The sequence below is a fragment of the Arthrobacter sp. ASL1 genome (assembly GCF_056680475.1).
The window spans coordinates 3,503,554-3,527,540 of the sequence record NZ_CM155284.1 but is presented as its reverse complement, the minus strand read 5'-3'; the positions used below and the strand labels follow the sequence as shown (position 1 = coordinate 3,527,540).

Genomic DNA, 23,987 nt, shown 5'->3' with positions numbered 1-23,987 from the left:
GTATCTCGTCCCTACGCGTTGGCGGGCGAGGACTCGGCCTCGGCCTCATCGGCGACGACAGGCGCCAGGGAGAGCTTTCCGCGGTCATCAACCTTGGTGATCTCCACCTGGATCTTCTGGCCCACGGAGACGACATCCTCGACGTCGTCGACGCGCTTGCCACCGGCCAGCTTGCGCAGCTCGGAGATGTGCAGCAGGCCGTCCTTGCCCGGGGTCAGGGACACGAAGGCGCCAAACGTGGTCAGCTTCACCACGGTGCCGAGGTAGCGTTCGCCGACCTCCGGGACCATCGGGTTGGCGATCGCGTTAATGGCGGAGCGGGCGGCCTCGGCGGATTCGCCGTTGGTCGCGCCGATCAGGACGGTGCCGTCATCTTCGATGGAGATGTCGGCGCCCGTGTCCTCCTGGATGGTGTTGATCATCTTGCCCTTCGGGCCAATGACCTCGCCGATCTTGTCCACGGGGATCTTTACCGAGATGATGCGCGGGGCGAACTCGCTCATTTCATCCGGTGCGTCGATCGCGGAGTTGATCACCGAGAGGATGTGCAGGCGGGCTTCGCGGGCCTGCTTCAGCGCGGCGGCCAGCACGGAGGCGGGGATGCCGTCGAGCTTGGTATCCAGCTGGATGGCCGTGACGAACTCGGACGTGCCGGCGACCTTGAAGTCCATGTCGCCCATGGCGTCCTCGGCACCGAGGATGTCGGTCAGCGCCGCGTAGCGGGTCTGGCCGTCGACCTGGTCGGAGACCAGGCCCATGGCGATGCCCGCAACCGGTGCACGCAGCGGCACACCGGCGTTGAGCAGCGACAGCGTCGAGGCGCAGACCGAGCCCATCGAGGTGGAGCCGTTGGAGCTCAGCGCCTCGGAGACCTGGCGGATTGCATAGGGGAATTCCTCGCGGGTCGGCAGAACCGGCATCAGGGCGCGCTCTGCGAGGGCACCGTGGCCGATTTCGCGGCGCTTCGGGGATCCGACGCGGCCGGTCTCGCCGGTGGAGTACGGCGGGAAGTTGTAGTTGTGCATGTAGCGCTTGCGCGTCACCGGCGACAACGAGTCGATCTGCTGCTCCATCTTGAGCATGTTCAGCGTGGTGACACCCATGATCTGGGTCTCGCCGCGCTCGAAGATCGCCGAACCGTGGACGCGGGGCAGGACCTCGACCTCGGCGGTGAGCTGGCGGATGTCCGTCAGGCCACGTCCGTCGATGCGGACCTGCTCGGTGAGGATGCGCTGGCGTACGACCTGCTTGGTCACGGCGCCGAAGGCCTTGGAGACCTCGTTGGCACGGCCGTCGAATTCCTTGCCTTCGCTGGCGAGCTGTTCGACGATCTCGTCACGGTAGACGCCGGAGGCGTTGTCGCGCTCCTGCTTGTCGGCGATCGCGAAGACCTGGGCCAGCTTGGCCGAGGCGGCGGACTCGACGGCGGCGTAGACGTCGTCCTCGTAGTCGCGGAAGACCGGGAACTCCACGGTCGGCTTCGCGGCGCGGGAGGCCAGGTCGGCCTGTGCGTCGCAGAGGACCTGGATGAACGGCTTGGCGGCCTCGAGACCCTCGGCAACGACCTCTTCGGTCGGGGCGGTGGCGCCGTTTTCCTTGATCAGGTTCCAGGCGTGATCGGTGGCCTCGGCCTCGACCATCATGATGGCGACGTCGTCACCGGCAACGCGGCCGGCCACGACCATGGAGAACACCGCGTTCTCCAGCTGGGAGTGCTTCGGGAAGGCAACCCACTGGGCGCCGTTGCCGTCGTCGACCAGGGCAACGCGGACGCCGCCGATGGGGCCGGAGAACGGCAGGCCGGAGAGCTGCGTGGACATCGAGGAGGCGTTGATAGCCACGACGTCGTACAGGTCGTCCGGGTTCATCGACAGGATGGTGACGACCACCTGGACCTCGTTGCGCAGGCCCTTGACGAAGGCCGGACGCAGCGGGCGGTCCATGAGGCGGCAGGCCAGGATGGCCTCGGTCGAGGGGCGGCCCTCGCGGCGGAAGAAGCTGCCGGGGATGCGGCCGGCAGCGTACATGCGCTCCTCGACGTCCACGGTCAGCGGGAAGAAGTCGAAGCCCTCGCGGGGGTGCTTGCCGGCAGTGGTGGCGGAAAGCATGGACGTGTCGTCGTCGATGTAGACCATGGCCGCACCGGCGGCCTGCTGGGCGAGGCGCCCGGTCTCAAAGCGGATGGTGCGTGAACCGAATCGGCCATTGTCGATGACCGCTTCTGCGAATTGAATTTCGGGACCCTCCATGGAGAGTCACCTCCGTTTCTCGTTTGGCGCAGGGCCAGCCGATCTCCTCCGGTTCCACCGGAGGGGGCACCCGGTCTTCGATCGAGGCCCACGGGGTGTCCGGCGTCGTGCCGGTTTCCGTAGACCACTACCGAGGACCGCGAATGTCCGAGATGGCTGGTTCCTGCAGTTTTCACTGGTGATGGTGGCGCGGGGCCTGGGCCCGTTGCCGGAAAGCGGCCCCTCGCCGGTTGCCCGGCGGGGGAACCGCTTCCCTGGATCCGACTAGCGGCGCAGGCCGAGACGCTCGATGAGCGCACGGTAGCGGACGATGTCGGTGTCCTTCAGGTAACCGAGCATGCGACGACGACGGCCAACCATGCCCATGAGGCCACGGCGGGTGTGGTGATCGTGCTTGTGGGTCTTCAGGTGCTCCGTCAGGTCCAGAATGCGACGGGACAGAACAGCAATCTGCACCTCGGGGGAACCCGTGTCGCCTTCGTGGGTGGCGTAAGCCTTGATGATTTCGGTCTTGACAGCAGCGTCGAGGGCCACATTAACTCCTGGAGTTGTACCGCGAACAGGTAAGGTGCCGTTTCCGGCGTGGTGACACGCAACCGCGGACTGCAGCGCACACCACCAGCCAGTCTAGCATCACCGGTCCTACGGGCGGTGGGCCCGCCAGGCGTGCGTGTAGTACGGGAGCCCCAGCTGTTGGCCCGGCTCCAGGCCGAGGTGCCCGTACAGGTACCAGGCGAGGTTGCCCTCCACCCGGGCCCGGGTCTCGGTGCCGGACCGCAGGTAGTAGCTACGCGACTTGGCTAGTTCGATGAGGTGTTCCGGTGTGACCTGCTGGTCCCAGTGCAGTTGCAGCGATTCGAGGCCGGTGAACTCCGGGCCGGTCACCGGAACGAACTCGGGGCGGTGGACATCGCCGGCGTGCATGATCCGGCTCAGCCGGTGGACCCAGGGAACGGTGACATCGAGCTGGTTCCAGAGCAGCCCCAGCTGGCCGCCGGGCCGCAGGATCCTTGCGGTTTCCACCGAAGCGCGGGCCACGTCCACCCAGTGCCAAGCCTGGGCGTAGGTGGCCACGTCGAACGAGGCGCTGGGCAATCCGGTGTCCTCGGCCGTGGCCTGGACGGTGGCCGCGGCATTCGATTTGCGGTGCAGCTGGGCCAGCATGTCGGCGGACGGGTCCACCGCCGTCGTGCGCAATCCGCGGGAGAGGAGCTGGAGGGTGAGGATCCCGGTGCCTGCGCCGAGGTCGACGGCGTCGCGGGCGCCGCCGGGGACCAGGAAGTCCACGGCGGCCTCCGGGTAGGACGGGCGGACGGCGTCGTAGAGTCCCCCGCCGCTGGCGAAGGCCGCCCCGAAGGCGAGCCGGCGCGCCTCGTCGAGCTCGGGGGCCCGGGCGGGCAGGTTGGGGATGGGGGCGTCCGCTGCGGGCCGGGTCACCGGTTGAGCGGGCTCGCGGTCAGGCGCCGGCCCGGTCATGGGCCAGGATGGAGCGGGCGCGCTCGACGTCGTCGTTCATCTGCTCGATCAGCGCCTCGACCCCGTGGTAGGCGACCATGGGGCGCAGGCGGGCGACGAATTCGATGACGGCTTGCTGGCCGTAGAGGTCGAAATCGCCGACGTCCTCGGCCGGGCGGTCGATGACGTGTGCCTCGACCTGGCGGCTGACCCCCTCGAAGGTGGGATTGGAGCCGACGGAGATCGCGGCCGGCCAGGCCATCTCGGACTCGTCGACGAGCCATCCGGCGTAGACGCCGTCGGCGGGGATGATGCCGGTCGCATCCGCGGCGAGGTTTGCCGTGGGGAAGCCCAGCTCGCGGCCCCGGGCGGCACCATGGACGATTTCCCCGCGCATGCGGTGCGGGCGGCCGAGGATCTCGTTGGCCGTGGCCACGTCCCCATCGGTGAGCGCCTCGCGGATCCAGGTGGAGGACCAGCGCCGCGACTCCCCGATGTCCTCGATGCCGATGACATCGAAGCCGTAAGCCCGGCCCAGCTCGACCATGGTGTCGAAGTCCCCGGCGTTGTCGCGGCCGAACCTCACGTCGTGTCCGATGACGACGGCGCAGGCCCGGAGCCCGTCCACAATGATGTTCCTGACGAACTCCTCGGCGGTGGCCTGCGCGAATTCCAGCGTGTAGTGGACCATCAGCAGCGCGTCGATGCCGGTTGCGGCCAGGGAGTCGATGCGGTCGGCCAACCCCATGATCAGCGGCGGGCAGGTGTCCGGGCGGTGGACCTGGGCCGGATGCGGGTCGAAGCTGATGGCGACGGAGGATGCGTGGCGCCGTGCACCCAGGGCAGTCAGCGTGGAGAGCACCTCACGGTGGCCCCGGTGGACGCCGTCGAAGTTGCCGATGGTGACGACCGATGGCCCGAAGTCCGCGGGAACGGATTCGAGGCCTTTCCAGTAGTGCACTGTGCTCCTTGGGGATGCGGCTGTTTTCGATGGCCGGGCTGGCGCGTTTTCCATTATTCACGATCGGCCCGTGATGCCGAATTCACGTTAGGGCGCGGTGGTTGGCTCCCGGTGCCGGAACAGCCACCACAGGCCGATCAGCGGCAACACGAACGGGATGTAGCCGTAGCCCTGGCCGAAGTGCGACCACACGGCCGGATGTGCAAAATCCTGCGGCAGGGCAAAACTGAGGATGCCCACGATAACCACCCCAAACAGCTCAATGAGCAGGGCGATCAGCGACAGCCGCCAACTGCCGGGCTTGTGGGAGGCCAAGGCGATGGTGGCGATGATGTAGACGACCGCGGCAACGGCGCTGAGTGCGTAGGCCAGCGGGGCCTCACCGAACTTGGTGATGATCTGGTAGCCGGCCCGGGCGGTGGAGGAGATCGCGAAGATTCCGTAGACGGCGATGATGATGCGCCCCAGCCCGGCCTGCCGTCCGGTGCTGTGCTGCGTGGCGGGTGTGTTCATGCGAAGGGTGCTCCATCCCAGATCTGTTCCATGCGGTACAACATGACGAAAACGGTGAGGCCGACGGCGGCCAGGACGGCGTTGGACCAACGGGTCTTGTCAGTGATGGCCCAGGCGAAGGCCACGACCGGCACGAACAAGGCGGTGGCAACGTATCCCCAGAATTCCCAGGGCTCCCCCGCAATCGTCTGCCCGCCCGCCTGCCGGATGGCCGCGGAAATGCCGTAGACGACCAGGAAGACCTCCACGGCGGCGACGGAGATGATGGCGTAGTCGTCCGGATGGTCGCGCGTGATCGTGGCGAACACGCTGAGCAGGACGGAGAGGGCGCAGATCACGGCACCGGCGATGAAGAATCCGTCAACGATCACGGTGGGTGGTTCCTTTGCGGCTGGCAGGTGTTCACCGGGACGACGACGGTGCGTCGACCGGGGATGTCGGGTGGTGGTTCAGGCGGTGGCGAAGACGATTTCGGGTTTGGCGGCGTCGGCCTTGTTCTTCAGGAGGGCGACGCAGGTGCCATCCGGGGCGAAGGCCGCGGTGACCTCTTTTCCCTCGTTGGGGGCGATGCGGCGCCCGAAGGACAGCTCCGTGGCCTCCTCGGCGCTGAGTTCCCGGTTCGGGAAGAGTGCCCGGGCCGCGTCGTCGAGGGCCAGCAGGGAGAACTCCGCGGCAAGTTCCTCCATGGTCCGGGCCCCGTCGATCCCATACGGGCCGACGCGGGTCCGCCGCAGGGCGGTGAGGTGCCCGCCGACGCCCAGCCCCTCGCCGAGGTCGCGGGCCAGGGCACGGACGTAGGTGCCGGACGAGCATTCGACCGTGACGTCGACGTCCTGGATCTTGCCGCCACGCAGGCGTCGGACGTCATGGACCTCGAACCGGCTGACCGTCACGGGACGGGCTGGCAGGTCCACGTCCTGGCCGCTGCGCACCCGGGCATAGGAGCGTTCGCCGTTGACCTTGATGGCGCTGACGCTGGACGGGACCTGCTGAATGTCCCCGGTCAGTGCCGCAACGCCTTCGTGGATCTGGTCGGCGGTCACTGCCGCGGCGATTCGCGCCTCCACGAGTTCGCCTTCGGCGTCGTCCGTCACGGTGTTCTCGCCGAGGCGGATGGTGGCCTCGTAGGTCTTGGAGACGCCGACGATGTAGGTCAGCAGGCGGGTGGCCTTGTTGACCCCGACCACCAGGACGCCGGTGGCCATCGGGTCCAGGGTCCCCGCGTGGCCGACCTTGCGGGTTCCGGCCAGGCGACGCGTGCGCCCGACGACATCATGGCTCGTCCAGCCCTGCGGCTTGTCGACGATCACCAGTCCCGATCCGACGGCGGCCTGATCTGTGCTGGCACCTTTTTTCACGTCACCCAGTATAGGTGCGCATGCGGGGTCCACGACTCCGAACGGTTCGGACGCGGGGGCAGCCGTGTGCCGGGAGGCGTTTCGCAGGGATTTTCGGGACAGGTCGTTCCTGGTTCCCGCAGGCGGCCCCACACTGCTATTGACATGCTTTTGACTCGGTCCTACGCTCACTTCACGCGTGGCCCCGTGCCACGGCAGCGCGGAGGCCACTGGGGGATGCGCCGGTCTCCTTCTGCACTACTGGGTGTGCATCATCACCGCCTTGGCGGAACTTCCGCTCATTTGCCAGTCTTCCCCCTAATCGGCGGCGACTTCTGGAGAAGCACCCGTGCCGGCACCCCGGCACGCTCCCGATCGGATCATCATGAGATTTCGTTCCATTGCGGCCTCGACTGCCGCTGCAGCACTCGCCATCACCCTGACCTCGGGCCCGGCCCTGGCCCACCCCGGCCGAACCGGGCACGGACATGGCCATTCCTCCCCGCCGACCAGCCGAGTCGTCGATGTGGCCGATGTGGCCGATGGCCTGGTATCGCCCCTGAAGGTGGCGTTCGGGCCCCACGACAGCTACCTGGTGACCGAATCGATGGCCGGCATGCTCACGCGCATCGATTCCCACGGACACAAGCGCACGCTGGTCTCCGCGCCGGGCAAGGAGATCGCCGGGGTGTCCTACCGGCACGGCACTACCTACTACACGCAGAACGACCAGGCGGAGAACCCGGAGGAGCCACCGTCCACGTTGCTGCCGGCGAAGCTCAAGAGTCGGGACAGCCGGGGGCACATCCGGACCCTGGCAGACCTGAGCACCTTCGAGAAGCGCCATGATCCCGACGGCCGGACCGTCTACGGGGTCCGCCACATCAGCGCATCATGTCTGGCACAGGCACCTTTCCTCCAATCCCGGGGTGAGGTGTTCTCGCATCCCTATTCGACCGTTCCCACGCGCCACGGCGTGTACGTCGGCGATGCCGGGGCGAACGCCATCGTTTACGTCTCCCACCGCGGACACGTGAAACTCGTCAAGAAGATCCCCGCCGAGCCGATCACGATCGACGCGGCGGTGGTGGCGTCGGCCGCAGGAGGCGGCATGGTGGTCCCGACCTGTGCCATGGGGCTGACGTATTGGATGCAGCCCGTCCCGACCGATATCGAGATCCGCGGCAACTGGCTGTACTACTCGGTCCTTCCCGGAGCGCCCGGCGAGGAGCTCGGCCACGGGAAGGTCTACCGGACCCACCTGAATTCCGGTAGGACCCAGCTGCTGGCTAGCGGTCTGCAGGCACCGACCGGTGTCGCCGTGGACGCACGCGGCACCGTCTACGTCTCCGAGCTGTTCGGCAACCGGATCTCGCGGATTGGCCACCACGGCACCACGACTCTGGCCACCCCGACCATGCCTGCCGATATCGAGGTTTCGGGACACACGATGATCGCGGTCACCGAGGCACTGATGCCCCTGGGGAAGCTGGTGAAGATGCGGGTCTGGTGACACACCCCGCACGACAAAAAGGGCGGTGCCGCTGCCGACCACCCTAGGGTGGCTGGCAGCGGCACCGCCCGGCGTCCGTCCATCGCGGCTGCGTGCCGCGGCAGACGGTACGGCGTGGCTAGTCCTGGTCCTCTTCATCGTCCGGGTGTTTGTAAGGATCTGCGTCCCCGGCGTGCTGGGCACCGGCGGCCAGGGCCGCCACCTCGGCGTCACGCGCCTTGGCGTCGCGCAGCAATTCCTCGAGATGTGAGGCATTGACCGGGATCTCGTCGGCGACGAATTCCAGCGTCGGCGTCAGCCGGACGGTCAGGTTGCGGCCGACCTCCTTGCGCAAAACCCCCTTGGCCTTGGCCAGGCCGGCGGCGGCGTCGGCCTTGGCCTCGTCGTCGCCGAGGACCGTGTAGTAGACGGTCGCGTTTTGCAGGTCGTTGGTGACCCGGGAGTCGGTGATCGTCACGCTTTCGACGCGGGGATCCTTCACGACCTTGCCGAGCGACTGCGCGACCAGGACCTTGATGCGTTGCGCGAGCCGTGCCGCGCGTGCCGGATCGGCCATGATGCCCTCCTGGGGATTCAGTGTGCTGGTTGATGCTTTAAGAGTAGGGCCGACGACGCCGGACGCCCGCCCGAAAGGCGAGCGTCCGGCGTCGTACGGGATTCGTGACTAGGCGCGGGGCTTCTCGCGCATCTCGTACGTCTCGATGAAGTCGCCTTCCTTGACATCGTTGAAGGAGCCCAGGCCGATACCACATTCGAAGTCCGTGCGGACCTCGGTGGCGTCGTCCTTGAAGCGCTTCAGCGAGTCGACGGTGAGGTTCTCGCCGATGACCTTGCCGTCACGGGTGACGCGCGCCTTGGAGTTGCGTCGGATCGTGCCGGAGCGGACGATCGAGCCGGCAATGTTGCCGAACTTCGAGGAACGGAAGACCTCGCGGACCTCCGCGGTGCCCAACTGGGCTTCCTCGTATTCCGGCTTCAGCATGCCCTTCAGCGCCAACTCGATGTCATCGATCGCCGCGTAGATGACCGAGTAGAAGCGCATGTCAACGCCCTCCTTGTCGGCCAGATCCGCAACGCGTTCCGCCGGCTTCACGTTGAAGCCGATGATGATCGCGTTGTCGACGGTGGCGAGGTTGACGTCGTTCTGCGTGATGGCGCCGACGCCGCGGTGGATGACGCGCAGCTGCACGCCTTCGCCCACGTCGATCTTCAGCAGGGAATCCTCGAGGGCTTCCACGGCACCGGACACGTCACCCTTGAGGATGAGGTTGAGGGTGTCGATCTTGCCCTCGGCCACTGCCTGGTCGAAGTCTTCCAGCGTGATGCGCTTACGGCGCTTGGCCAACTGGGCGTTGCGGTCCGCTGCTTCGCGCTTTTCGGCGATCTGGCGGGCGGTGCGCTCGTCGGTGGTGACCAGGAACGTGTCGCCGGCCCGCGGGACGGTGGACAGGCCCAGCACCTGGACCGGACGGGACGGACCCGCCGTTTCCAGGTTGTCACCGTTCTCGTTGAACATCGCACGGACACGTCCGTGGGCCTGGCCGGCGACGATGGTGTCGCCGACGTTCAGCGTGCCGGACTGAACCAGCACGGTGGCCACTGCGCCACGGCCCTTATCGAGGTTGGCCTCGATGGCGATGCCGCGCGCATCCTTGTTCGGGTTGGCGCGCATGTCCAGTGCGGCGTCCGCGGTCAGCAGCACCGCCTCGAGGAGCTCGTCAATGCCCATGTTCTGCAGTGCGGAGACCGGCACGAACATGGTGTCGCCACCATATTCCTCGGGGACCAGACCGTACTCGGCGAGCTGGCCCTTGACCTTGTCCGGGTTGGCCGACTCCTTGTCGATCTTGTTCACCGCGACCACGATCGGGACATTGGCCGCCTGGGCGTGGTTGAGCGCCTCGACGGTCTGCGGCATGACGCCGTCATCCGCTGCGACGACCAATACCGCGATGTCGGTGACCTTCGCACCACGGGCACGCATGGCGGTGAACGCCTCGTGGCCCGGGGTATCGATGAACGTGATGGCGCGTTCGGTGCCCTCGTGTTCGTGGCTGATCTGGTAGGCACCGATGTGCTGTGTGATGCCGCCGGCTTCGCCTTCGATGACGTTGGTCTTGCGGACCGCGTCCAGCAGGCGGGTCTTGCCGTGGTCGACGTGACCCATGACGGTGACCACTGGCGGGCGGGGAAGCAGGTCCTCGTCGCCTTCTTCCTCGAGCTCCTGGTCGAGGTCGATGGCGAAGGACTCGAGCAGCTCGCGCTCCTCGTCCTCGGGGGAGACGACCTGGACCTTGTAGCCCAGCTCGGCGCCGAGGACGTCGAAGGTGCCCTCGTCCAGTGACTGGGTGGCCGTGGCCATTTCACCGAGGTGGAAGAGCACGGTCACCAGTGCCGCCGGGTTCGCCTCGATCTTATCGGCGAAGTCGGTGATGGAAGCACCGCGGCGAAGACGCACGATGGTCTCCCCGTTGCCGCGGGGAACGCTCACGCCGCCCAGCGACGGTGCGCTCATCTGCTCCAGTTCCTGGCGCTTGGCACGCTTGGACTTGCGCTGCTTGCCGCGGCCGGCGCCTCCCTTGCCGAAGGCACCCTGGGTGCCGCCGCGTCCGCGGCCGCCGCCCTTGCCGCCGAAGCCGCCACCGGGTGCTCCTCCGGGACGTCCGGGGGCACCGCCGCGTCCCGGCGCGCCGGGACGACCTGCGCCGGCGGGTGCCGGGCGCTCGGTGCGGTTGGGCATCATGCCCGGCGTGGGGCGGGGACCGCCCGGACGGGCACCGGGTGCACCGGGTGCACCGGCACCGGTGCGCGGTGCGCCCGGACGCGGGGCACCGGGACGCGGGCCACCGGAACCTGCCGGCGGACGCGGTCCGCCCTGGCCCGAGGGGGCACCGGAGCGCATGCCCTGCTGGGGGGCGAACGGGTTGTTTCCCGGGCGCGGTCCGCCGGGGCGATTGCCCTGGCGGGCTCCGGGGCGGGGGCCACCGGGGCCGGAGTCCTTGCCGCGCATGCCCTGCTGCGAGGAGAACGGGTTGTTGCCGGGACGCGGAGCGCCGGGCTTGGCCGAGGTCGGACGCGGTGCAGCCGACTTCTCGGCGGCGGGCTGTTCGGCAGCGGGCTTTTCCGCAGCCGGCTTTTCCGTAACCGGTGTCGGCGCCGCTGGCGTTGCCTCTGCCGGGGCAGGTTCTGCCGGTGCTGCTGCAGCTGGCTTCGGGGCAGGACGGGCTCCGGGGCGCGGCGCGTTGGACGTCGGGGTGCCGGAGGCCGCCGGGGCGGGGCTTGCCGGCTTGGTGGCGGGCTTGGCAACTGCCGGGGCCTTGGCAGCCGGCTGCTGCTGGGGGAAGGCTCCCCGCAGTTTCTTCACTACGGGCGCTTCAATGGTCGAAGAGGCGGAACGGACGAACTCGCCCATTTCCTGCAGTTTTGCCACTGCATCCTTCGAAGTGATGCCGAGCTCTTTGGCGAGCTCGTGTACGCGGACCTTGGCCACATTTCTCCTGTCTCGGTCCGCCCCTGCACTCACTTCTTACCGGGTGCGAACCGTCTTTTTTGGGCTTGGCCGGCATCCACCGCGAGGCGGCATGCCGATCGTTGCGCATAACTGATTAGTCATAGCTAGGCGCTCATCGCTTGACACTCATCGGGTTTCCATCAGATTTCTGACCCGCTTTCACGTTTGACGGTTAATTCGGTGCTGCCTCCCGGCGGGGGCGCACCCAGCGCTGCCAATGCCGATTCCACCTGCGAGTCGTCCACCGGGGCCCTGAAGGCCCTGAAAAACGCCCGCCGTTTCACGGCACGGCCTGCACATTCCGGTGTGGGGTGCAACCAAGCACCCCTGCCGGACTTGCGACGGGCGGGATCCGGAACGGCCAAAGAGCCGAGTCCATCCACCACCCACCGCAACAACTGGTCCTGGTCCGTCGATTCCCGGCACCCGATACACGTGCGCTGCGGCTGATGCTGCGAGCTCACGTGGGAGGTCAACTCCTGGGTTGGGGACGGCCGGACCTGACCGGACCACAGACAAGTCTACCGCTTTTCGCCCCGACCATGGGGCAGTGCGCCCATGGTCACTCGGGACGGACGGCTTCGACCCGGCCCTGCGGGTTGGCATCGGAGGAAATGTCGATGCGCCAACCGGTCAGCTTGGCTGCCAAGCGGGCGTTCTGCCCTTCCTTGCCGATGGCGAGGGACAGCTGGTAGTCGGGGACAACCACATGGGCCTGGCGGATGGCCTCGTCCACGATGGTGACCGATTTGACCTTCGACGGCGACAAAGCGCTGGCGATGAAGCGCGCCGGGTCCTCGTTGTAATCGACGATGTCGATCTTCTCGTCGTGCAATTCGTTCATGACGGCGCGCACGCGCGATCCCATCTCGCCGATGCATGCGCCCTTCGCGTTGACCCCGGCCCTGGTGGCCCGAACGGCAATCTTCGTGCGGTGTCCGGCTTCACGGGCAAGCGAAACGATCTCGACGGTCCCATCGGCGATCTCGGGGACCTCGAGTTCGAAGAGCCGGCGCACGAGGTTCGGGTGCGAACGCGAAAGGGTGATGGACGGCCCCTTGGGGCCCCTGCGCACATCGGTGACATAGGCGCGGATGCGCGTGCCGTGTATGTACTTCTCGCCAGGGACCTGCTCGGGAGGCGGCAGCAATGCCTCGATCGTCCCTAGGTTGACCTGGATCATGATCGGGTTGTTGCCTTGTTGGATCTGCCCCGAGATCAGCTCACCCTCCTTGCCCTTGAATTGGCCCAGGATGTTGTCATCCTCGACGTCGCGCAGGCGCTGGAGGATGATCTGGCGGGCGGTGCTTGCAGCGATGCGCCCGAATCCCTCCGGGGTGTCGTCGAACTCGCCGACGGAAGTGCCGTCCTCGTCGATTTCGGCCGCCCAGATGGTTACGCGCCCCGTCTTCTGGTCCAGTTCGGCCCGTGCCTGCTCAATGGCACCAGGCGACTTGTGGTACGCCATCACCAGGGCCTGCTCGATGGTGGGGATGATCAGGTGGAGCGGGATTTCGCGCTCCGATTCGAGGAGTCGCAGTGCGCTCATATCGATGTCCATGTCAGGCCTCCTGCGCCTCGTCGATCTCTACTGCTTCGTCGTCCAGGGGGCCTGAACGGGTGAATTCAACCTCGACCGCGCCGCGGCGGATGGTGTCATACGCCAAGGTGCGGGGTTCTCCCTGCTTCGGCTTCATGCCCTTCTTCACCGGTATGTCGGGCACGATCGTGATCGTTTCGTCGTCGGCGCCCGTGAGGCGCCCCGTGATGTTGTCTTCGCCCATGAGGTTGACCTTCACCAAGCGGCCGACGTTCCGGATCCAGTGCCGTGGAAGAGTCAGCGGGCGGCCAACACCGGGGGACGAGACCTCGAGATCGTAGGCCACACCGGGCTCTACCGGCGAACGGTCCATGGCCTCCGAAACGGCTCGTGACACCTCGGCCAACGCATCCAAGTCGACGTTGCCAGTGCCTTCGACCAGGTCGATGACGACATTAACCGTGCGGTGGTCGGCACCCGAACGGACCTCGACTTCTTCAAGGAAGAGACCATGGGCGGAAACAGTGGGTTCCAGATACTCCTTGAGCCGCTGTCCTTCGGACGGGGTGCTTGCCGGCTGTTCGGACATGACTTCCTCCCACATATTCGATGTTGTGCGTACCAGAGTATCGACATTTCCCCGGGCCCGCCGACGATTCCCCGCCGACCCTTCGTCGCCGACCACGACTTGCCCTCCCGTTCAGCCCTCGGGAGCGAAGAACACCGCGGGCATGTACGCCTCGTCGTGGCGTGGTCGTGGGATGATCAAGACGATGGATACGCGCTCCCGCTCCCCCGAATCCCCCCGACGGACACGTCGGCGTGGCCCCTCCTTTCGGGTGAAGCTCCTGCTTCGCCTGCTCGGGTTGCTGCTGGTGGCAGTGATCGTCGTCGGTATCGGCACGACGACCAAGAAGGAGTGGGGCCCGGATTTCCGCGGCGAAGGACCCCAAATCAGTGCTCAAGAGGCAGCTTCGCGGAGCATGCTGGCCTTGGCTCGAACGGCAACGGATCTGGCCACCGGAACCGGGCCCACGGACGACAACAGCGCTATCGAATCCGCATCCCCGCCCTCCGGCTTGCCAGAAGTGGCCCCCCTGACCGTCAACGCCAAGTCGGCGCAGGAACTCGAGCGGGCGTCAAATCTGCTGCACCATCATGTGGAACTTCTCACACCCGGCCTGGCTGCACGGGTCGCTCAGGAGACATCGCCCGGACCAGAAAGCGGCGCATCGGCACATGCCGGCGACGCCGAATCACCGGCTGCACCCTCCGCGAACCCGCCCCCGGCAATCCCCTCCTCCGGGACCCAGGCGCTGGCCCGGGTGTCCCTGGAATTGGGAACCTCGGCCAACAACCTCCTCGAGGCCGCCTCCACGGCCAAGCCCAGCGAGGCCGCTGCCCTCCTCGGCGCCGGCATCGAACAGCGGTTGGAAGCCCAACGGCTTGCAGCATTGGTTCCCGCCGATGCCAAGGTGCCGGACTTGCCCCCGGTCGATATCACCGCCCCCGACCAAGCGTGGCATGAAGCCCTGGACGACCGGCTCCCGTCCGGTTCGTGCACGCCGGACGGCGCCACGTCTGCTGCTTCCGCGTCACCGGACGCTACGTCCTCGGCGGACCCCGCTTCCAGCACGGGAGGCACCGAGGCCCCGAGCTTCGACCAGCATCGTGCTGCCGCTTCTATACGCAAGGCCTCTGATGCCGCGTTCCGGCAGGCGTACGGCTACCAAATGGCGGCCATCAAATACCCCGGCACCTCCACCCAAGGCGGCTGGAAATTGTCCGCCACCGCATCAGAGCTGGGGCACCGATTGGAAGACCTCCTACCGGATGACTGCTCCCCGACCCGGGCGACAGCCTATGCGTTGCCCGACGAATTCGGCGCCGCGCCCATCGAATCGGTTGCTGCGTCCGAGGAGCAACTGGCAGCCCTGTTGCGCGATGCCGCTGCACAGGCCCCGGACGCCATCCGCCCGGCCCTGGTCACCGAAACTTGGCTCGCGGCCGATCGGTCCTTCGTCCTGGCTGGGACGAACCCCGACCTCACCAGAACGTCGTAGTGCGCCCAGAGAATCCAAGCCCCTTCGTAAACCCCAGTGAGCTACCAGCCCAACTGCGCCACAATGCCCTTCGCGTTTCCGGCGGAGCGGCGTGGCTCCGGGACCTCGAATCGCGCGTTACCAGACAATGCGCCCTCTGGAATATCCGCCGTGCCCCGGTTATCGGGCGTTCCTGGTTTGCCGGCCATGCCGGCATCGTCGTTCCAGTTGTTGATGTCGACGGGAGGCATCTGGCCCTGAAGTACCAGATCCCCGCCCCCGAGCTGGCAACCGAGGCTGCCGCCCTTCGCCTGTGGGCGGGGGAAGGCGCCGTCCGCCTCATCCGCGCTGAGGCCGGGTTCCTCCTGCTGGAAAGGCTGGACCCGGATCGGGACATCGGCTGCATGCCCCCATCGATGGCGGCGCGAATATGGGGCACCGTGATGAGGCAGCTGAGCCGGAGGGTGGCCGACCTGCCCGGATCCGCCGAGAGCACAGAGCCGTTTGAACGGACCGACGCCCTCGCCGAACGGTGGAACGATGAGCTCCCTGCCCGATGGGCCGACCGACCCGGGATACTCCCCCGCAGACTCCTCGAGGCAGCCCTGAAGGTCTGCCAGACACGGGGTGCGGTGGGACGCCGCGATGACAACGACTTCCTGGTCCATGCAGATTTGCACTACTTCAATGTGCTGGCCCGACCGGGAACGGATGACTACGTGGCCATCGACCCGCAGATGTACATCGGGGACCGCGAATTCGCCGTCCTGCCCATGCTTCACAACCGCTTGGGCGACCTTCCGGTCCGGGATCCAGCAGCTGCACTTCGCGCACGATGCCGCCAACTCAGCCTCGCGGCCGGGCTGGACGCCGACCTGGCCGTCGGTTGGTCCATCGCCCGAGCGGTGGAAGATGTCTTGACGTTTTCGGAGGAGGGGCTGCCCCAGGATGCGGAACGCTCTCTCTGGGTCGCTACAGCCCTTAGCCAGGGCGATGTTTCCGCGCTGCCCAGGGCCGAACAGCTCAAACCGCTCGTCTGAGTGCCCATGGGCCGACTCCTCTGGTGTGTTTTAGCTGGTGTCGCCGGGTAGTGGCGGTGCCTGGGATCGGTAGACATGCCCGGTCGGGGTCGTGGTGATCGTCGTGTGCCGGTCCCCCGGTACCGTGGCCGCACCCCACCCCGGGGATTCCTTGACGTAATTACAGTCGGCGCATCGTCCACGCGCATTTTCCGCGGTTGTCCTGCCCCCGGCAGCCCACGCCAGAACGTGGTCGTTGTGACGGACCGGGGCATCACACCACGCGGTTCCGCAGGTCTGGTCCCGGGCCGCGATGAACCGCGCCAATCCCGCCGGGAAGAACCGGGCCCGTGAATCCATGCCCACCAACTCCCCCGTCCCCGGAGCCGTATACAACCGCCTGATCCACGCCAACCCCTCCGCCGAGGCCACCACCGACTCCCCGGAACCAACCCCGGCCACATCGCCGGCCGGCTCCAGCCCGCCGGCCCGCCGGACCAGATCCCGCCCCACCTGGGCCGGGACGATCCCGTACCCGGGAAGCTGGGCCGGTTCCGCATCGCCTTGGAACAACGTCCGGTCCGTCATCACGACCTGGACCTCCAGACGCACCTGTCCCGCGACCGCCTGCCCCGTGACGCGCTCCACGAGGGTATCGGCCATGATCTGCCCCCGCGAACGCCCGTCCCCGACCCCGACCAACCGGTCCGCCTCCAACGTCAACGCCTTGAGCACCGACACACCCTCGACCACCGGCAACAACCCGGTCAGGATGCTCATCGTGTCCGGCGCCGGACGCAGCGAAACCCGGCGGTCCCCCACCGCCTGCCGCGCCCGATCCGCCACCGCCGTCGGCGATGCCGCATACGCGAGCCGGCGCGCCCGCGCGATCAACGTCTTGGTCCCCACCCCGTCCAACACGGACGGATCCGCCAGCAGCTGCTCATCGACCATGCCCCGCTCTTCACGACTCAGGCACGCGGTCTCCCGAACCAGCATCGTGGCCCGCCACTCCGAGAGCCGGCCCGTGGCCAACGCCTGATGGGTATGGGGCATCTCGTTGACCACCGCCTTGGCCAACCCCAACAAGCGGTGACCGGTGTTCGGGGACTCGGAACAGGCCAACGCGACCTGGGCATGGACACCGACACCGATCCTCGCCCGCTCCACCCCGGCCGCCTCCTGCCGGGCACGCACCACATCGTCCAAGGCGACCTCGGCCCGGGCCTGGAGCCCGGCCAACGCGTTCTTCACCGACTCCGCGAAGCCGATCACATCCACCAGCCCCGCTTCACCCAGGCCACCGACATCGGCGACCGGCAGCAGCGACAGCACGCCGGAGAGCAGCTCCAGGGCATCGACGCCCTCCCGGCCCGCCCCGGAAGACCCCGCGGCGGGCGGGGACGCCGACACCGCGGGACCAGGATCCGGAACCGCCAAAGACTCGAACATGTATTCGATTCTACCGGCAGCACCCCACCAAAACCCCGGAAAAACAACCCTGTGAGGGGATAGTGACGCAATGGATTGCGTGGTGGAGGACTACGAACGGTGCAGGATGTTCTCCTGGAGAACGTCGTATCCCAGGCGGAGGACGAGGACTCCGACCACCACAAGGAAGACGACCCGGATGAACTTGCTGCCCCTGCTGACGGCCATCCGTGCACCCAGGTAGCCGCCCACCATGTTGGCCAGCCCCAGAAGCAGGCCCAGCCCCCACAGCAGGTGCCCCGTGGGCAGGAAGAAGGCCAGCGCCCCGAGATTGGTCGCCATGTTCACGATCTTGGCCTTGGCGCTGGAGGCCAGGAAGTTGTAGCCGAGGAAGATGACCATGGCGATGATCAGGAAGGACCCGGTGCCCGGACCGATCAAGCCGTCGTAGAACCCGATCACGAGGCCGATGACGCCAGCTATGGCATAGTGCCGGCGGCCGGAATGCCGCAGGGCCGTCAGTTCGCCGACAGTTGGCTTCACCGCGGTGAAGATGGCCACGGCAATGAGCGCCGCGACAATGATGGGCTTGAAGACCGACGGCGGCAGCAGGGTGGCGACGATGGCCCCACCGAAGCTACCGATCAGCGCGATCCCGGCCATGGGCAGGGCCGTCTTCAGATCCGGGTGCGCCCTCCGGTAATAGGTGACGGCGCTCGTCGTCGTCCCGAAGATGGAGCCGAGCTTGTTCGTGGCCAGTGCCTGGACCGGGGTGATTCCGGGGACGAGCAACAGCGCCGGCAGCTGGAGCAGCCCCCCGCCCCCGACGACGGCGTCGATCCACCCGGCCGCCAAGCCCGCTACGATGACCAGCAGCACGGTTTCGGTCTGGATGTCCTCCAGTCCGGAACCTTGCAGCAGCGAAGCCCAGTCCACGGGGATCCGGTACTAGCTGCGGACGGCGCGGATGAGGTGGTCCACCACGTCGGCCACGGGAACGTTCTCGGCGGATCCACTGGCGCGGTCCTTGACCTCGATGAGCCCCTCGGCCAGGCCGCGGCCGACGACGGCGATCGTGGGCACGCCCACCAGTTCGGCATCACCGAACTTCACGCCCGCCGATACCTTCGGCCGGTCGTCGAAGATGACCTCGATTCCCTCGGCGTCCAGTGCCGCGGCGATCCGCTCGGCCTCCTCGAAGAGGTCTGCGCCCTTGCCGGTGACCATGAGGTGGACGTCCGCCGGGGCGACGTTGCGCGGCCACATCAGGCCACGGTCGTCGTGGTTGGACTCGGCCAAGGCCGCGACCGCGCGGGTGACGCCAATGCCGTAGGAACCCATGGTGACGGTGACGAGCTTGCCGTTCTGGTCCAGGACCTTGAGTTCGAGCGCCTCGGCGTATTTGCGGCCGAGCTGGAAAATGTGGCCCATCTCGATGCCACGTGCCGTTTCCAGCGGCCCGGACCCGTCGGGGGCGGGATCGCCTTCGCGGACCTCGACGCATTCGATGGCGCCGTCCCAGGTGAAGTCTCGTCCGGCAACCAGACCGAACACGTGCCGGCCCGGCTCGTTGGCCCCGGTGATCCACGAGGTACCTGAGACGACGCGGGGGTCCACGAGGTAGAGGATCCCGGTGGATCCCCCGGTGCCGAGCACCGCCTGGCCCAGTCCATTGCCGGGGCCGATGTAGCCCTTGACCAGACCGGGGTTCTTCCGGAGGTCGTCCTCGGTGGCGGCTTCGATCTCGACTTCGCCGCCGGTCTCGAGGTGTCCGGCGATGTTGGCCTCGACACGCTTGAGGTCAACGGCGCGGTCGCCGGGCAGGCCGATGGCCACGAGCCGGCGTTCACCGGTGGGCAGCTTGGCGGCCAGCACCACGTTCTTCAGGGTGTCGATCGCGGTCCAGGTGCCTTCGGCCTTCGGGGCGATGCGGTTGGCGACCTCCACGAGTGTGTCGATCGTGGGGGTGTCCGGGGTGTCCTTGACGTCCAGGGCCGGCAGGGCGGAGTGGTCGATGTCTGCGGGCACGATGGTCGTCACGGCCTCCACGTTGGCCGCATATCCGCCGGACGAGCGCACGAAGGTGTCCTCGCCGACGGCAGTCGGGTGCAGGAACTCCTCGGATTTGGAGCCGCCCATGGCCCCGGCGGTCGCCTTCACCGGCAGGATCTCCAGGCCCAGCCGGGCGAAGATCTTCAGGTAGGCCTCGCGGTGCTTTGCGTAGGCGGCATCCAGTCCGGCGTCGTCGATGTCGAAGGAGTAGGAGTCCTTCATGATGAATTCGCGCCCGCGCAGCAGGCCCGCGCGGGGACGCGCCTCATCGCGGTACTTGTTCTGGATCTGGTAGAGGTACACCGGCAGGTCCTTGTACGAGTTGTACAGGTCCTTCACCAGGAGGGTGAACATCTCCTCATGCGTCGGCGCCAGCAGGTAGTCGGCGCCCTTGCGATCCTGCAGCCGGAACAGGGCGTCGCCGTACTCGGTCCAGCGGCCGGTGGCCTCGTACGGTTCGCGCGGCAGCAGTGCCGGGAAGTGCACCTCTTGGCCGCCGATGGCGTTCATCTCCTCGCGGACGATCGCCTCGACCTTGGCCAGCACGCGCATGCCCAGCGGCAGCCAGGTGTAGATGCCCGGCGCGGCACGGCGGATGTAGCCGGCCCGAACCAACAGCTTGTGGCTGGCGACCTCGGCGTCAACCGGGTCTTCGCGCAGGGTGCGCAGGAACATGGTGGAAAGTCGCAGGACCACGCTTGCTGTCCGTTTCCGCGGGCTTCGCCGCTGGTCGTGGGGATGATGTCCGTGACGGGACGGTTCCAATTTACCCGTTGCCCGGCACAGTGCCGAACAGGGGCACCGCCGGAGCCCGGACGTGGCGTCCGGTTATTGGGTTCGGAGCGCCGTGAGGGCCTCGTCCAGGGTGGCCGCGACGTCCTCGGGAACGATGTCGGCCTCCGTGGCATCCCGCGTGGTGACTGAGACGACGACGGCCCCGTCGCTGCCCGAGACGGTATAGCTGGCCACGCTCTGCTCGCCTGCGGCCACGTCCATCCAGTAGGCGGCCGTGGTTTCGGCATCGGTGTCGGCCATCCGGCCCTTGAGCGTTGCGGTGCCCTCGGTACTCCCCAGCTGGAGGGTGAATGTCCCGCAGCTGCGCAGCAGTCCGGTGGTGCGGGAGACCGCCTCGGCCGCGTCCACCGGCTGCGGGTAGGAGGCCAGGCTGATCGAGGTTTCGCTCTCGACGGTCGCACCCGGGATCGTCACCGAGGCGATGGCCGCACTCGCCGGCAGGGTGGCTTCCTGGTTGTCCATGAACGGTGCGCACTTCGCCGGGGTGATATCCATGTCGTCGAGCAGCTTGCGTCCCGATTCGGCCAGCGACGCGATCTCCTCGGCCGTCCGCACCCGTGACCCCGGATGGTCCCCGGCGATCTCGCCGGCGGCTGCCGCGAGCTCCTGCGCGGTGAAGGAGGGCAGTGGGCCGGTCAAGGGCGGAAGCGTGGGGCTGCCCGTCGGCGCCGTGGAGGCTACCGGGGACGACGGCGGTGCCTGGGTGCTCGCGGGGGGCGTGGTGGTGCCGGGCTGGCTGGGTCCGGGTTCGCCGGTGCCGGTGCAGGCCGTCAGGGCCAGCGGCGTCACGAGCAGCAGGGCCGCGGCGGTCCGGCCGCGGGCAGCACGCGATGGGAGGCGCGTTGCGCCCCTGGGGTGGCGGTGCGCTGGTGCGCTGCCCATGGTTCCCCCGTCGTGCCGGTTGGTTCCGGCGCCGTCGGTGCCGGTTGTTCTTTCTCCACCCTAGCGAATCCCGTGCGGCCGTGGGCGGATGCAGGCCAGGGTTTCGCCGATCAGAACAGGACGGTGGCGAACTCCCCGACCTGTTCGAAGCCGACCCGGCGGTAGGTGGCCAGGGCGGGCAGGTTGTAGTCGTTGACGTACAGGCTCGTCATCGGGGCCAGCGCGAGGGCTGACCCGGCGACGGCTGCCATGGCCGGAGCCGCGAGGCCCTCCCCCCGGTGGGCCGGGGCAACCCACACCCCCTGGATCTGGGTGGCGCGCCTCGAGACGGTGCCGAGCTCCGCCTTGAAGCGGATGCTGCCGTCGGCGGCGGTGTCCACGAAGGAGTGGCCCTGCTGGATGAGGGTCCGCACGCGCGAACGGTAGTAGGAGCCGCCGGCATCCAATGGCGAGTAGCCCAGTTCCTCCTGGAACATGGCCGCGCAGGCCGGCAGGACGGCGTCGTAATCCTGCGCCGTGGAGCGCCTGACCCGGGTCGAGGGGAGGATGGCGGGCGGCTGGCCCAAAACCATCAGGGGTTGGCGGGCCCTCACATCGAAGGCCTGCTGGCCGCATTCGGGGCGCAACGAATCCCAGAGGGGCAGCACGGCATCAGCCGGGCCGAAGATCGAGGAGAAGTTGCGGTGCAGGGACAGCACCGCGGTGGCGAAGGCGACGGCGTCATCGGCGCCGGCCTGTACCGGGACCAGGTTGGCCCCGACCCACAGCGCACTGGACAGCCCGCCGCCGTCGAACCGGCCCAGGACCAGCGATCCACCGGCGGTGGGTGCCGCGGTGCCGGTGGCCTCGAGTTGGGCGTCCATGAAGATGTTCGCCACCGGGTCGCGGGCGATGAGACCACGAAGTGCCGGGGTGTCCTCCTCGGCCAGCACCCTGACGGTGTCGACGAGTTCCTCGCCACCGCTGTAACGGCCCTTGGCGGCGGGGAACCAGGGGACGGCACGGGAAAGGATCCTGGACATCGTCTCCCCTTCCCGTCGCGACGCGATGGCGTCCTAGGGCAAAGTCTCGCAGAATCCGTGCCGGTGTGAAACCGCATGACGCCGGCCGGGAAGACGGAGGTGGTGGCGGTGGGTGTCCCGGGTCAGGACACCGACACGGTCGGGGCGGCCGCGGCACCATCCTCGGGGGCGTCCATGGACTCGGCGATACGCATGGCCTCCTCGATCAGCGTCTCGACGATCTGGTCCTCGGGCACGGTCTTGATGACCTCGCCCTTGACGAAGATCTGGCCCTTGCCGTTGCCGGAGGCGACGCCGAGGTCTGCCTCGCGGGCTTCGCCGGGGCCGTTGACGACGCAGCCCATGACGGCCACGCGCAGCGGGACCTCCAGGCCCTCCAGGCCCGCGGTGACCTGGTCGGCGAGCGTGTACACGTCGACCTGGGCGCGGCCGCAGGACGGGCAGGAGACGATCTCGAGCTTGCGCGGGCGCAGGTTCAGCGACTGCAGGATCTGGTCGCCAACCTTGATCTCCTCCACCGGCGGGGCGGAGAGGGAGACACGGATCGTGTCGCCGATGCCCTTGGACAGCAGCGCTCCGAAGGCGGTGGCCGACTTGATGGTGCCCTGGAAGGCGGGGCCGGCCTCGGTCACGCCCAGGTGCAGCGGCCAGTCGCCGCGTTCTGCGAGCATCTCGTAGGCGGCGACCATGATGACCGGGTCGTTGTGCTTGACCGAGATCTTGAAGTCGTGGAAGTCATGCTCCTCGAACAGCGAGGCCTCCCAGACCGCGGATTCGACGAGGGCCTCGGGGGTGGCCTTGCCGTACTTCTTCATCAGGTCCGGGTGCAGCGAGCCGGCGTTGACGCCGATGCGCAGGGACGTGCCGTGGTCCTTGGCCGCCTGGGCGATCTCCTTGACCTGGTCGTCGAACTTGCGGATGTTCCCGGGGTTGACCCGGACCGCTGCGCAGCCTGCCTCGATGGCGGCGAAGACGTACTTCGGCTGGAAGTGGATGTCCGCGATGACGGGGATCTGCGACTTCTTGGCGATGATCGGCAGGGCCTCGGCGTCGTCGGCCGAGGGGCAGGCCACGCGCACGATGTCGCAGCCGGAGGCGGTGAGCTCGGCGATCTGCTGCAGCGTGGCGTTGATGTCGGTGGTCGGCGTGGTGGTCATCGACTGCACGCTGATCGGGGATTCGGAGCCGACGCCCACCGATCCGACCTTGATTTGGCGGGTTTTCCGCCGCGGGGCCAACACCGGTGGTGGGGCGGCTGGCATTCCAAGGCTGACCGAGGTCAAATTATCCTCCGGGTATTCAGGTGGTGGTTCGTCAGTTCCCATTATCCCCCTTGTGCGGGCACTTCGGGGGCCGGGGCGGACTCAGGCGTGGTGAGAGAGCTCACCGGTGACGGGGCTCCATGCGGTCAGGCGCACCGCCGAGACCAGCCCGTTGGCGTTGAACGGGTCCTCGCCGAGCTTCTCGGCCAGGGCCTGCTCGGAGGTGGCCTTGATGAGCAGCAAGGCGCCGGATCCATCGACATAGGGGCCGGAGGCCACCAGCGAGAAATCGCCGGACAACCCGCCCAGGAAGGCGCGGTGGCCCGGACGGTGCTCGTCACGGGCGGTGTCGGAGTCGGCGGCGTAAACGTATTCCACGGCAATGATCGTCATGCGCCCAGTG

22 protein-coding genes are annotated in these 23,987 nt (G+C 67.7%); 3 read left to right on the top strand and 19 right to left on the bottom strand.

Annotated elements, in window-relative coordinates; translation table 11 throughout:
* Nucleotides 1-11 precede the first annotated feature (11 nt).
* The 7 genes from AC1MEQ_RS16650 to truB all read right to left on the bottom strand — a co-directional run bounded on the left by AC1MEQ_RS16650 (nt 12) and on the right by truB (nt 6,536).
* The gene (locus AC1MEQ_RS16650; RefSeq protein ID WP_479792286.1) at nt 12-2,249 is read right to left on the bottom strand and encodes a polyribonucleotide nucleotidyltransferase; all 2,238 of its coding nucleotides are present in this window, start codon (nt 2,247-2,249) and stop codon (nt 12-14) included.
* 264 nt (nt 2,250-2,513) lie between these two features.
* Nucleotides 2,514-2,783: a 30S ribosomal protein S15 gene (rpsO, locus tag AC1MEQ_RS16645; RefSeq protein ID WP_343900970.1), complete on the bottom strand. Its 270-nt coding sequence runs from the start codon at nt 2,781-2,783 to the stop codon at nt 2,514-2,516.
* Between the two features lie 108 nt (nt 2,784-2,891).
* Nucleotides 2,892-3,686, bottom strand: a complete 795-nt coding sequence (locus tag AC1MEQ_RS16640; protein WP_479792285.1) for a class I SAM-dependent methyltransferase — start codon at nt 3,684-3,686, stop codon at nt 2,892-2,894.
* A gap of 19 nt (nt 3,687-3,705) precedes the next feature.
* Nucleotides 3,706-4,665, bottom strand: a complete 960-nt coding sequence (locus AC1MEQ_RS16635) for a bifunctional riboflavin kinase/FAD synthetase (RefSeq protein ID WP_479792284.1) — start codon at nt 4,663-4,665, stop codon at nt 3,706-3,708.
* 87 nt (nt 4,666-4,752) lie between these two features.
* Complete coding sequence (locus AC1MEQ_RS16630; protein WP_479792282.1) at nt 4,753-5,178, bottom strand: hypothetical protein; 426 nt, start codon at nt 5,176-5,178, stop codon at nt 4,753-4,755.
* The gene (locus AC1MEQ_RS16625) at nt 5,175-5,549 is read right to left on the bottom strand and encodes a hypothetical protein (RefSeq protein ID WP_479792280.1); all 375 of its coding nucleotides are present in this window, start codon (nt 5,547-5,549) and stop codon (nt 5,175-5,177) included. Before AC1MEQ_RS16625 ends, AC1MEQ_RS16630 begins: the two co-directional genes overlap by 4 nt.
* Nucleotides 5,550-5,627: 78 nt before the next feature.
* Nucleotides 5,628-6,536, bottom strand: coding sequence for a tRNA pseudouridine(55) synthase TruB (truB, locus tag AC1MEQ_RS16620; protein WP_479792279.1), 909 nt, complete (start codon nt 6,534-6,536; stop codon nt 5,628-5,630).
* 364 nt (nt 6,537-6,900) lie between these two features.
* On the opposite strand from truB, the gene AC1MEQ_RS16615 reads away from it, so the two are divergent.
* Entirely contained in the window at nt 6,901-8,028 is a 1,128-nt protein-coding gene (locus tag AC1MEQ_RS16615) for a ScyD/ScyE family protein (RefSeq protein ID WP_479792277.1), read from the top strand.
* A gap of 118 nt (nt 8,029-8,146) precedes the next feature.
* On the opposite strand, the gene rbfA is transcribed toward AC1MEQ_RS16615, so the two are convergent.
* From rbfA to AC1MEQ_RS16590, 5 genes are all read right to left on the bottom strand, one after another.
* Nucleotides 8,147-8,584, bottom strand: a complete 438-nt coding sequence (rbfA, locus tag AC1MEQ_RS16610) for a 30S ribosome-binding factor RbfA (RefSeq protein ID WP_479792275.1) — start codon at nt 8,582-8,584, stop codon at nt 8,147-8,149.
* 108 nt (nt 8,585-8,692) lie between these two features.
* Complete coding sequence (infB, locus tag AC1MEQ_RS16605) at nt 8,693-11,518, bottom strand: translation initiation factor IF-2 (RefSeq protein WP_479792273.1); 2,826 nt, start codon at nt 11,516-11,518, stop codon at nt 8,693-8,695.
* Between the two features lie 161 nt (nt 11,519-11,679).
* Nucleotides 11,680-11,922, bottom strand: coding sequence for a DUF448 domain-containing protein (locus AC1MEQ_RS16600; RefSeq protein WP_479796165.1), 243 nt, complete (start codon nt 11,920-11,922; stop codon nt 11,680-11,682).
* Nucleotides 11,923-12,101: 179 nt separating this feature from the next.
* Nucleotides 12,102-13,100, bottom strand: a complete 999-nt coding sequence (gene nusA / locus AC1MEQ_RS16595) for a transcription termination factor NusA (protein ID WP_479792272.1) — start codon at nt 13,098-13,100, stop codon at nt 12,102-12,104.
* Nucleotide 13,101: 1 nt separating this feature from the next.
* Nucleotides 13,102-13,683 (bottom strand): ribosome maturation factor RimP, encoded by a 582-nt coding sequence (locus tag AC1MEQ_RS16590; protein WP_479796164.1) that lies wholly within the window; start codon nt 13,681-13,683, stop codon nt 13,102-13,104.
* Between the two features lie 169 nt (nt 13,684-13,852).
* Between AC1MEQ_RS16590 and AC1MEQ_RS16585 the strand changes: the two genes are divergently transcribed.
* Together AC1MEQ_RS16585 and AC1MEQ_RS16580 are read left to right on the top strand one after the other, a co-directional pair.
* On the top strand, nt 13,853-15,142 hold the full coding sequence (locus AC1MEQ_RS16585) for a hypothetical protein (protein ID WP_479792270.1): 1,290 nt from the start codon (nt 13,853-13,855) through the stop codon (nt 15,140-15,142).
* On the top strand, nt 15,142-16,161 hold the full coding sequence (locus tag AC1MEQ_RS16580) for an aminoglycoside phosphotransferase family protein (protein WP_479792268.1): 1,020 nt from the start codon (nt 15,142-15,144) through the stop codon (nt 16,159-16,161). Before AC1MEQ_RS16585 ends, AC1MEQ_RS16580 begins: the two co-directional genes overlap by 1 nt.
* A 30-nt stretch (nt 16,162-16,191) precedes the next feature.
* Here the strand turns inward: AC1MEQ_RS16580 and AC1MEQ_RS16575 are convergent, their stop codons facing one another.
* The 7 genes from AC1MEQ_RS16575 to AC1MEQ_RS16545 form a co-directional block, all read right to left on the bottom strand.
* Nucleotides 16,192-17,592: an HNH endonuclease gene (locus AC1MEQ_RS16575; RefSeq protein ID WP_479792266.1), complete on the bottom strand. Its 1,401-nt coding sequence runs from the start codon at nt 17,590-17,592 to the stop codon at nt 16,192-16,194.
* Between the two features lie 90 nt (nt 17,593-17,682).
* Nucleotides 17,683-18,507, bottom strand: coding sequence for a sulfite exporter TauE/SafE family protein (locus tag AC1MEQ_RS16570; protein ID WP_479792265.1), 825 nt, complete (start codon nt 18,505-18,507; stop codon nt 17,683-17,685).
* 12 nt (nt 18,508-18,519) lie between these two features.
* On the bottom strand, nt 18,520-20,319 hold the full coding sequence (locus AC1MEQ_RS16565) for a proline--tRNA ligase (RefSeq protein ID WP_479792263.1): 1,800 nt from the start codon (nt 20,317-20,319) through the stop codon (nt 18,520-18,522).
* Nucleotides 20,320-20,451: 132 nt separating this feature from the next.
* Nucleotides 20,452-21,300: a hypothetical protein gene (locus tag AC1MEQ_RS16560; RefSeq protein ID WP_479792261.1), complete on the bottom strand. Its 849-nt coding sequence runs from the start codon at nt 21,298-21,300 to the stop codon at nt 20,452-20,454.
* A 110-nt stretch (nt 21,301-21,410) separates the two neighbouring features.
* On the bottom strand, nt 21,411-22,322 hold the full coding sequence (locus tag AC1MEQ_RS16555) for a GNAT family N-acetyltransferase (protein WP_479792259.1): 912 nt from the start codon (nt 22,320-22,322) through the stop codon (nt 21,411-21,413).
* Nucleotides 22,323-22,444: 122 nt separating this feature from the next.
* Nucleotides 22,445-23,605 (bottom strand): flavodoxin-dependent (E)-4-hydroxy-3-methylbut-2-enyl-diphosphate synthase, encoded by a 1,161-nt coding sequence (ispG, locus tag AC1MEQ_RS16550; RefSeq protein ID WP_479792257.1) that lies wholly within the window; start codon nt 23,603-23,605, stop codon nt 22,445-22,447.
* Nucleotides 23,606-23,686: 81 nt separating this feature from the next.
* A complete protein-coding gene (locus tag AC1MEQ_RS16545) occupies nt 23,687-23,977 on the bottom strand; it encodes a YciI family protein (RefSeq protein WP_479792256.1) in 291 nt (96 codons plus the stop codon).
* Between the last annotated feature and the right edge of the window lie 10 nt (nt 23,978-23,987).

Bases quoted from the DNA above. Each gene is read 5' to 3' on its own strand.
- AC1MEQ_RS16650 (WP_479792286.1), bottom strand. From the start codon at position 2,249: ATGGAGGGTCCCGAAATTCAATTCGCAGAAGCGGTCATCGACAATGGC.
- AC1MEQ_RS16630 (WP_479792282.1), bottom strand. From the start codon at position 5,178: ATGAACACACCCGCCACGCAGCACAGCACCGGACGGCAGGCCGGGCTG.
- AC1MEQ_RS16615 (WP_479792277.1), top strand. From the start codon at position 6,901: ATGAGATTTCGTTCCATTGCGGCCTCGACTGCCGCTGCAGCACTCGCC.
- rbfA (WP_479792275.1), bottom strand. From the start codon at position 8,584: ATGGCCGATCCGGCACGCGCGGCACGGCTCGCGCAACGCATCAAGGTC.
- nusA (WP_479792272.1), bottom strand. From the start codon at position 13,100: ATGGACATCGATATGAGCGCACTGCGACTCCTCGAATCGGAGCGCGAA.
- AC1MEQ_RS16590 (WP_479796164.1), bottom strand. From the start codon at position 13,683: ATGTGGGAGGAAGTCATGTCCGAACAGCCGGCAAGCACCCCGTCCGAA.
- AC1MEQ_RS16585 (WP_479792270.1), top strand. From the start codon at position 13,853: ATGGATACGCGCTCCCGCTCCCCCGAATCCCCCCGACGGACACGTCGG.
- AC1MEQ_RS16575 (WP_479792266.1), bottom strand. From the start codon at position 17,592: ATGTTCGAGTCTTTGGCGGTTCCGGATCCTGGTCCCGCGGTGTCGGCG.
- AC1MEQ_RS16560 (WP_479792261.1), bottom strand. From the start codon at position 21,300: ATGGGCAGCGCACCAGCGCACCGCCACCCCAGGGGCGCAACGCGCCTC.
- AC1MEQ_RS16555 (WP_479792259.1), bottom strand. From the start codon at position 22,322: ATGTCCAGGATCCTTTCCCGTGCCGTCCCCTGGTTCCCCGCCGCCAAG.
- AC1MEQ_RS16545 (WP_479792256.1), bottom strand. From the start codon at position 23,977: ATGACGATCATTGCCGTGGAATACGTTTACGCCGCCGACTCCGACACC.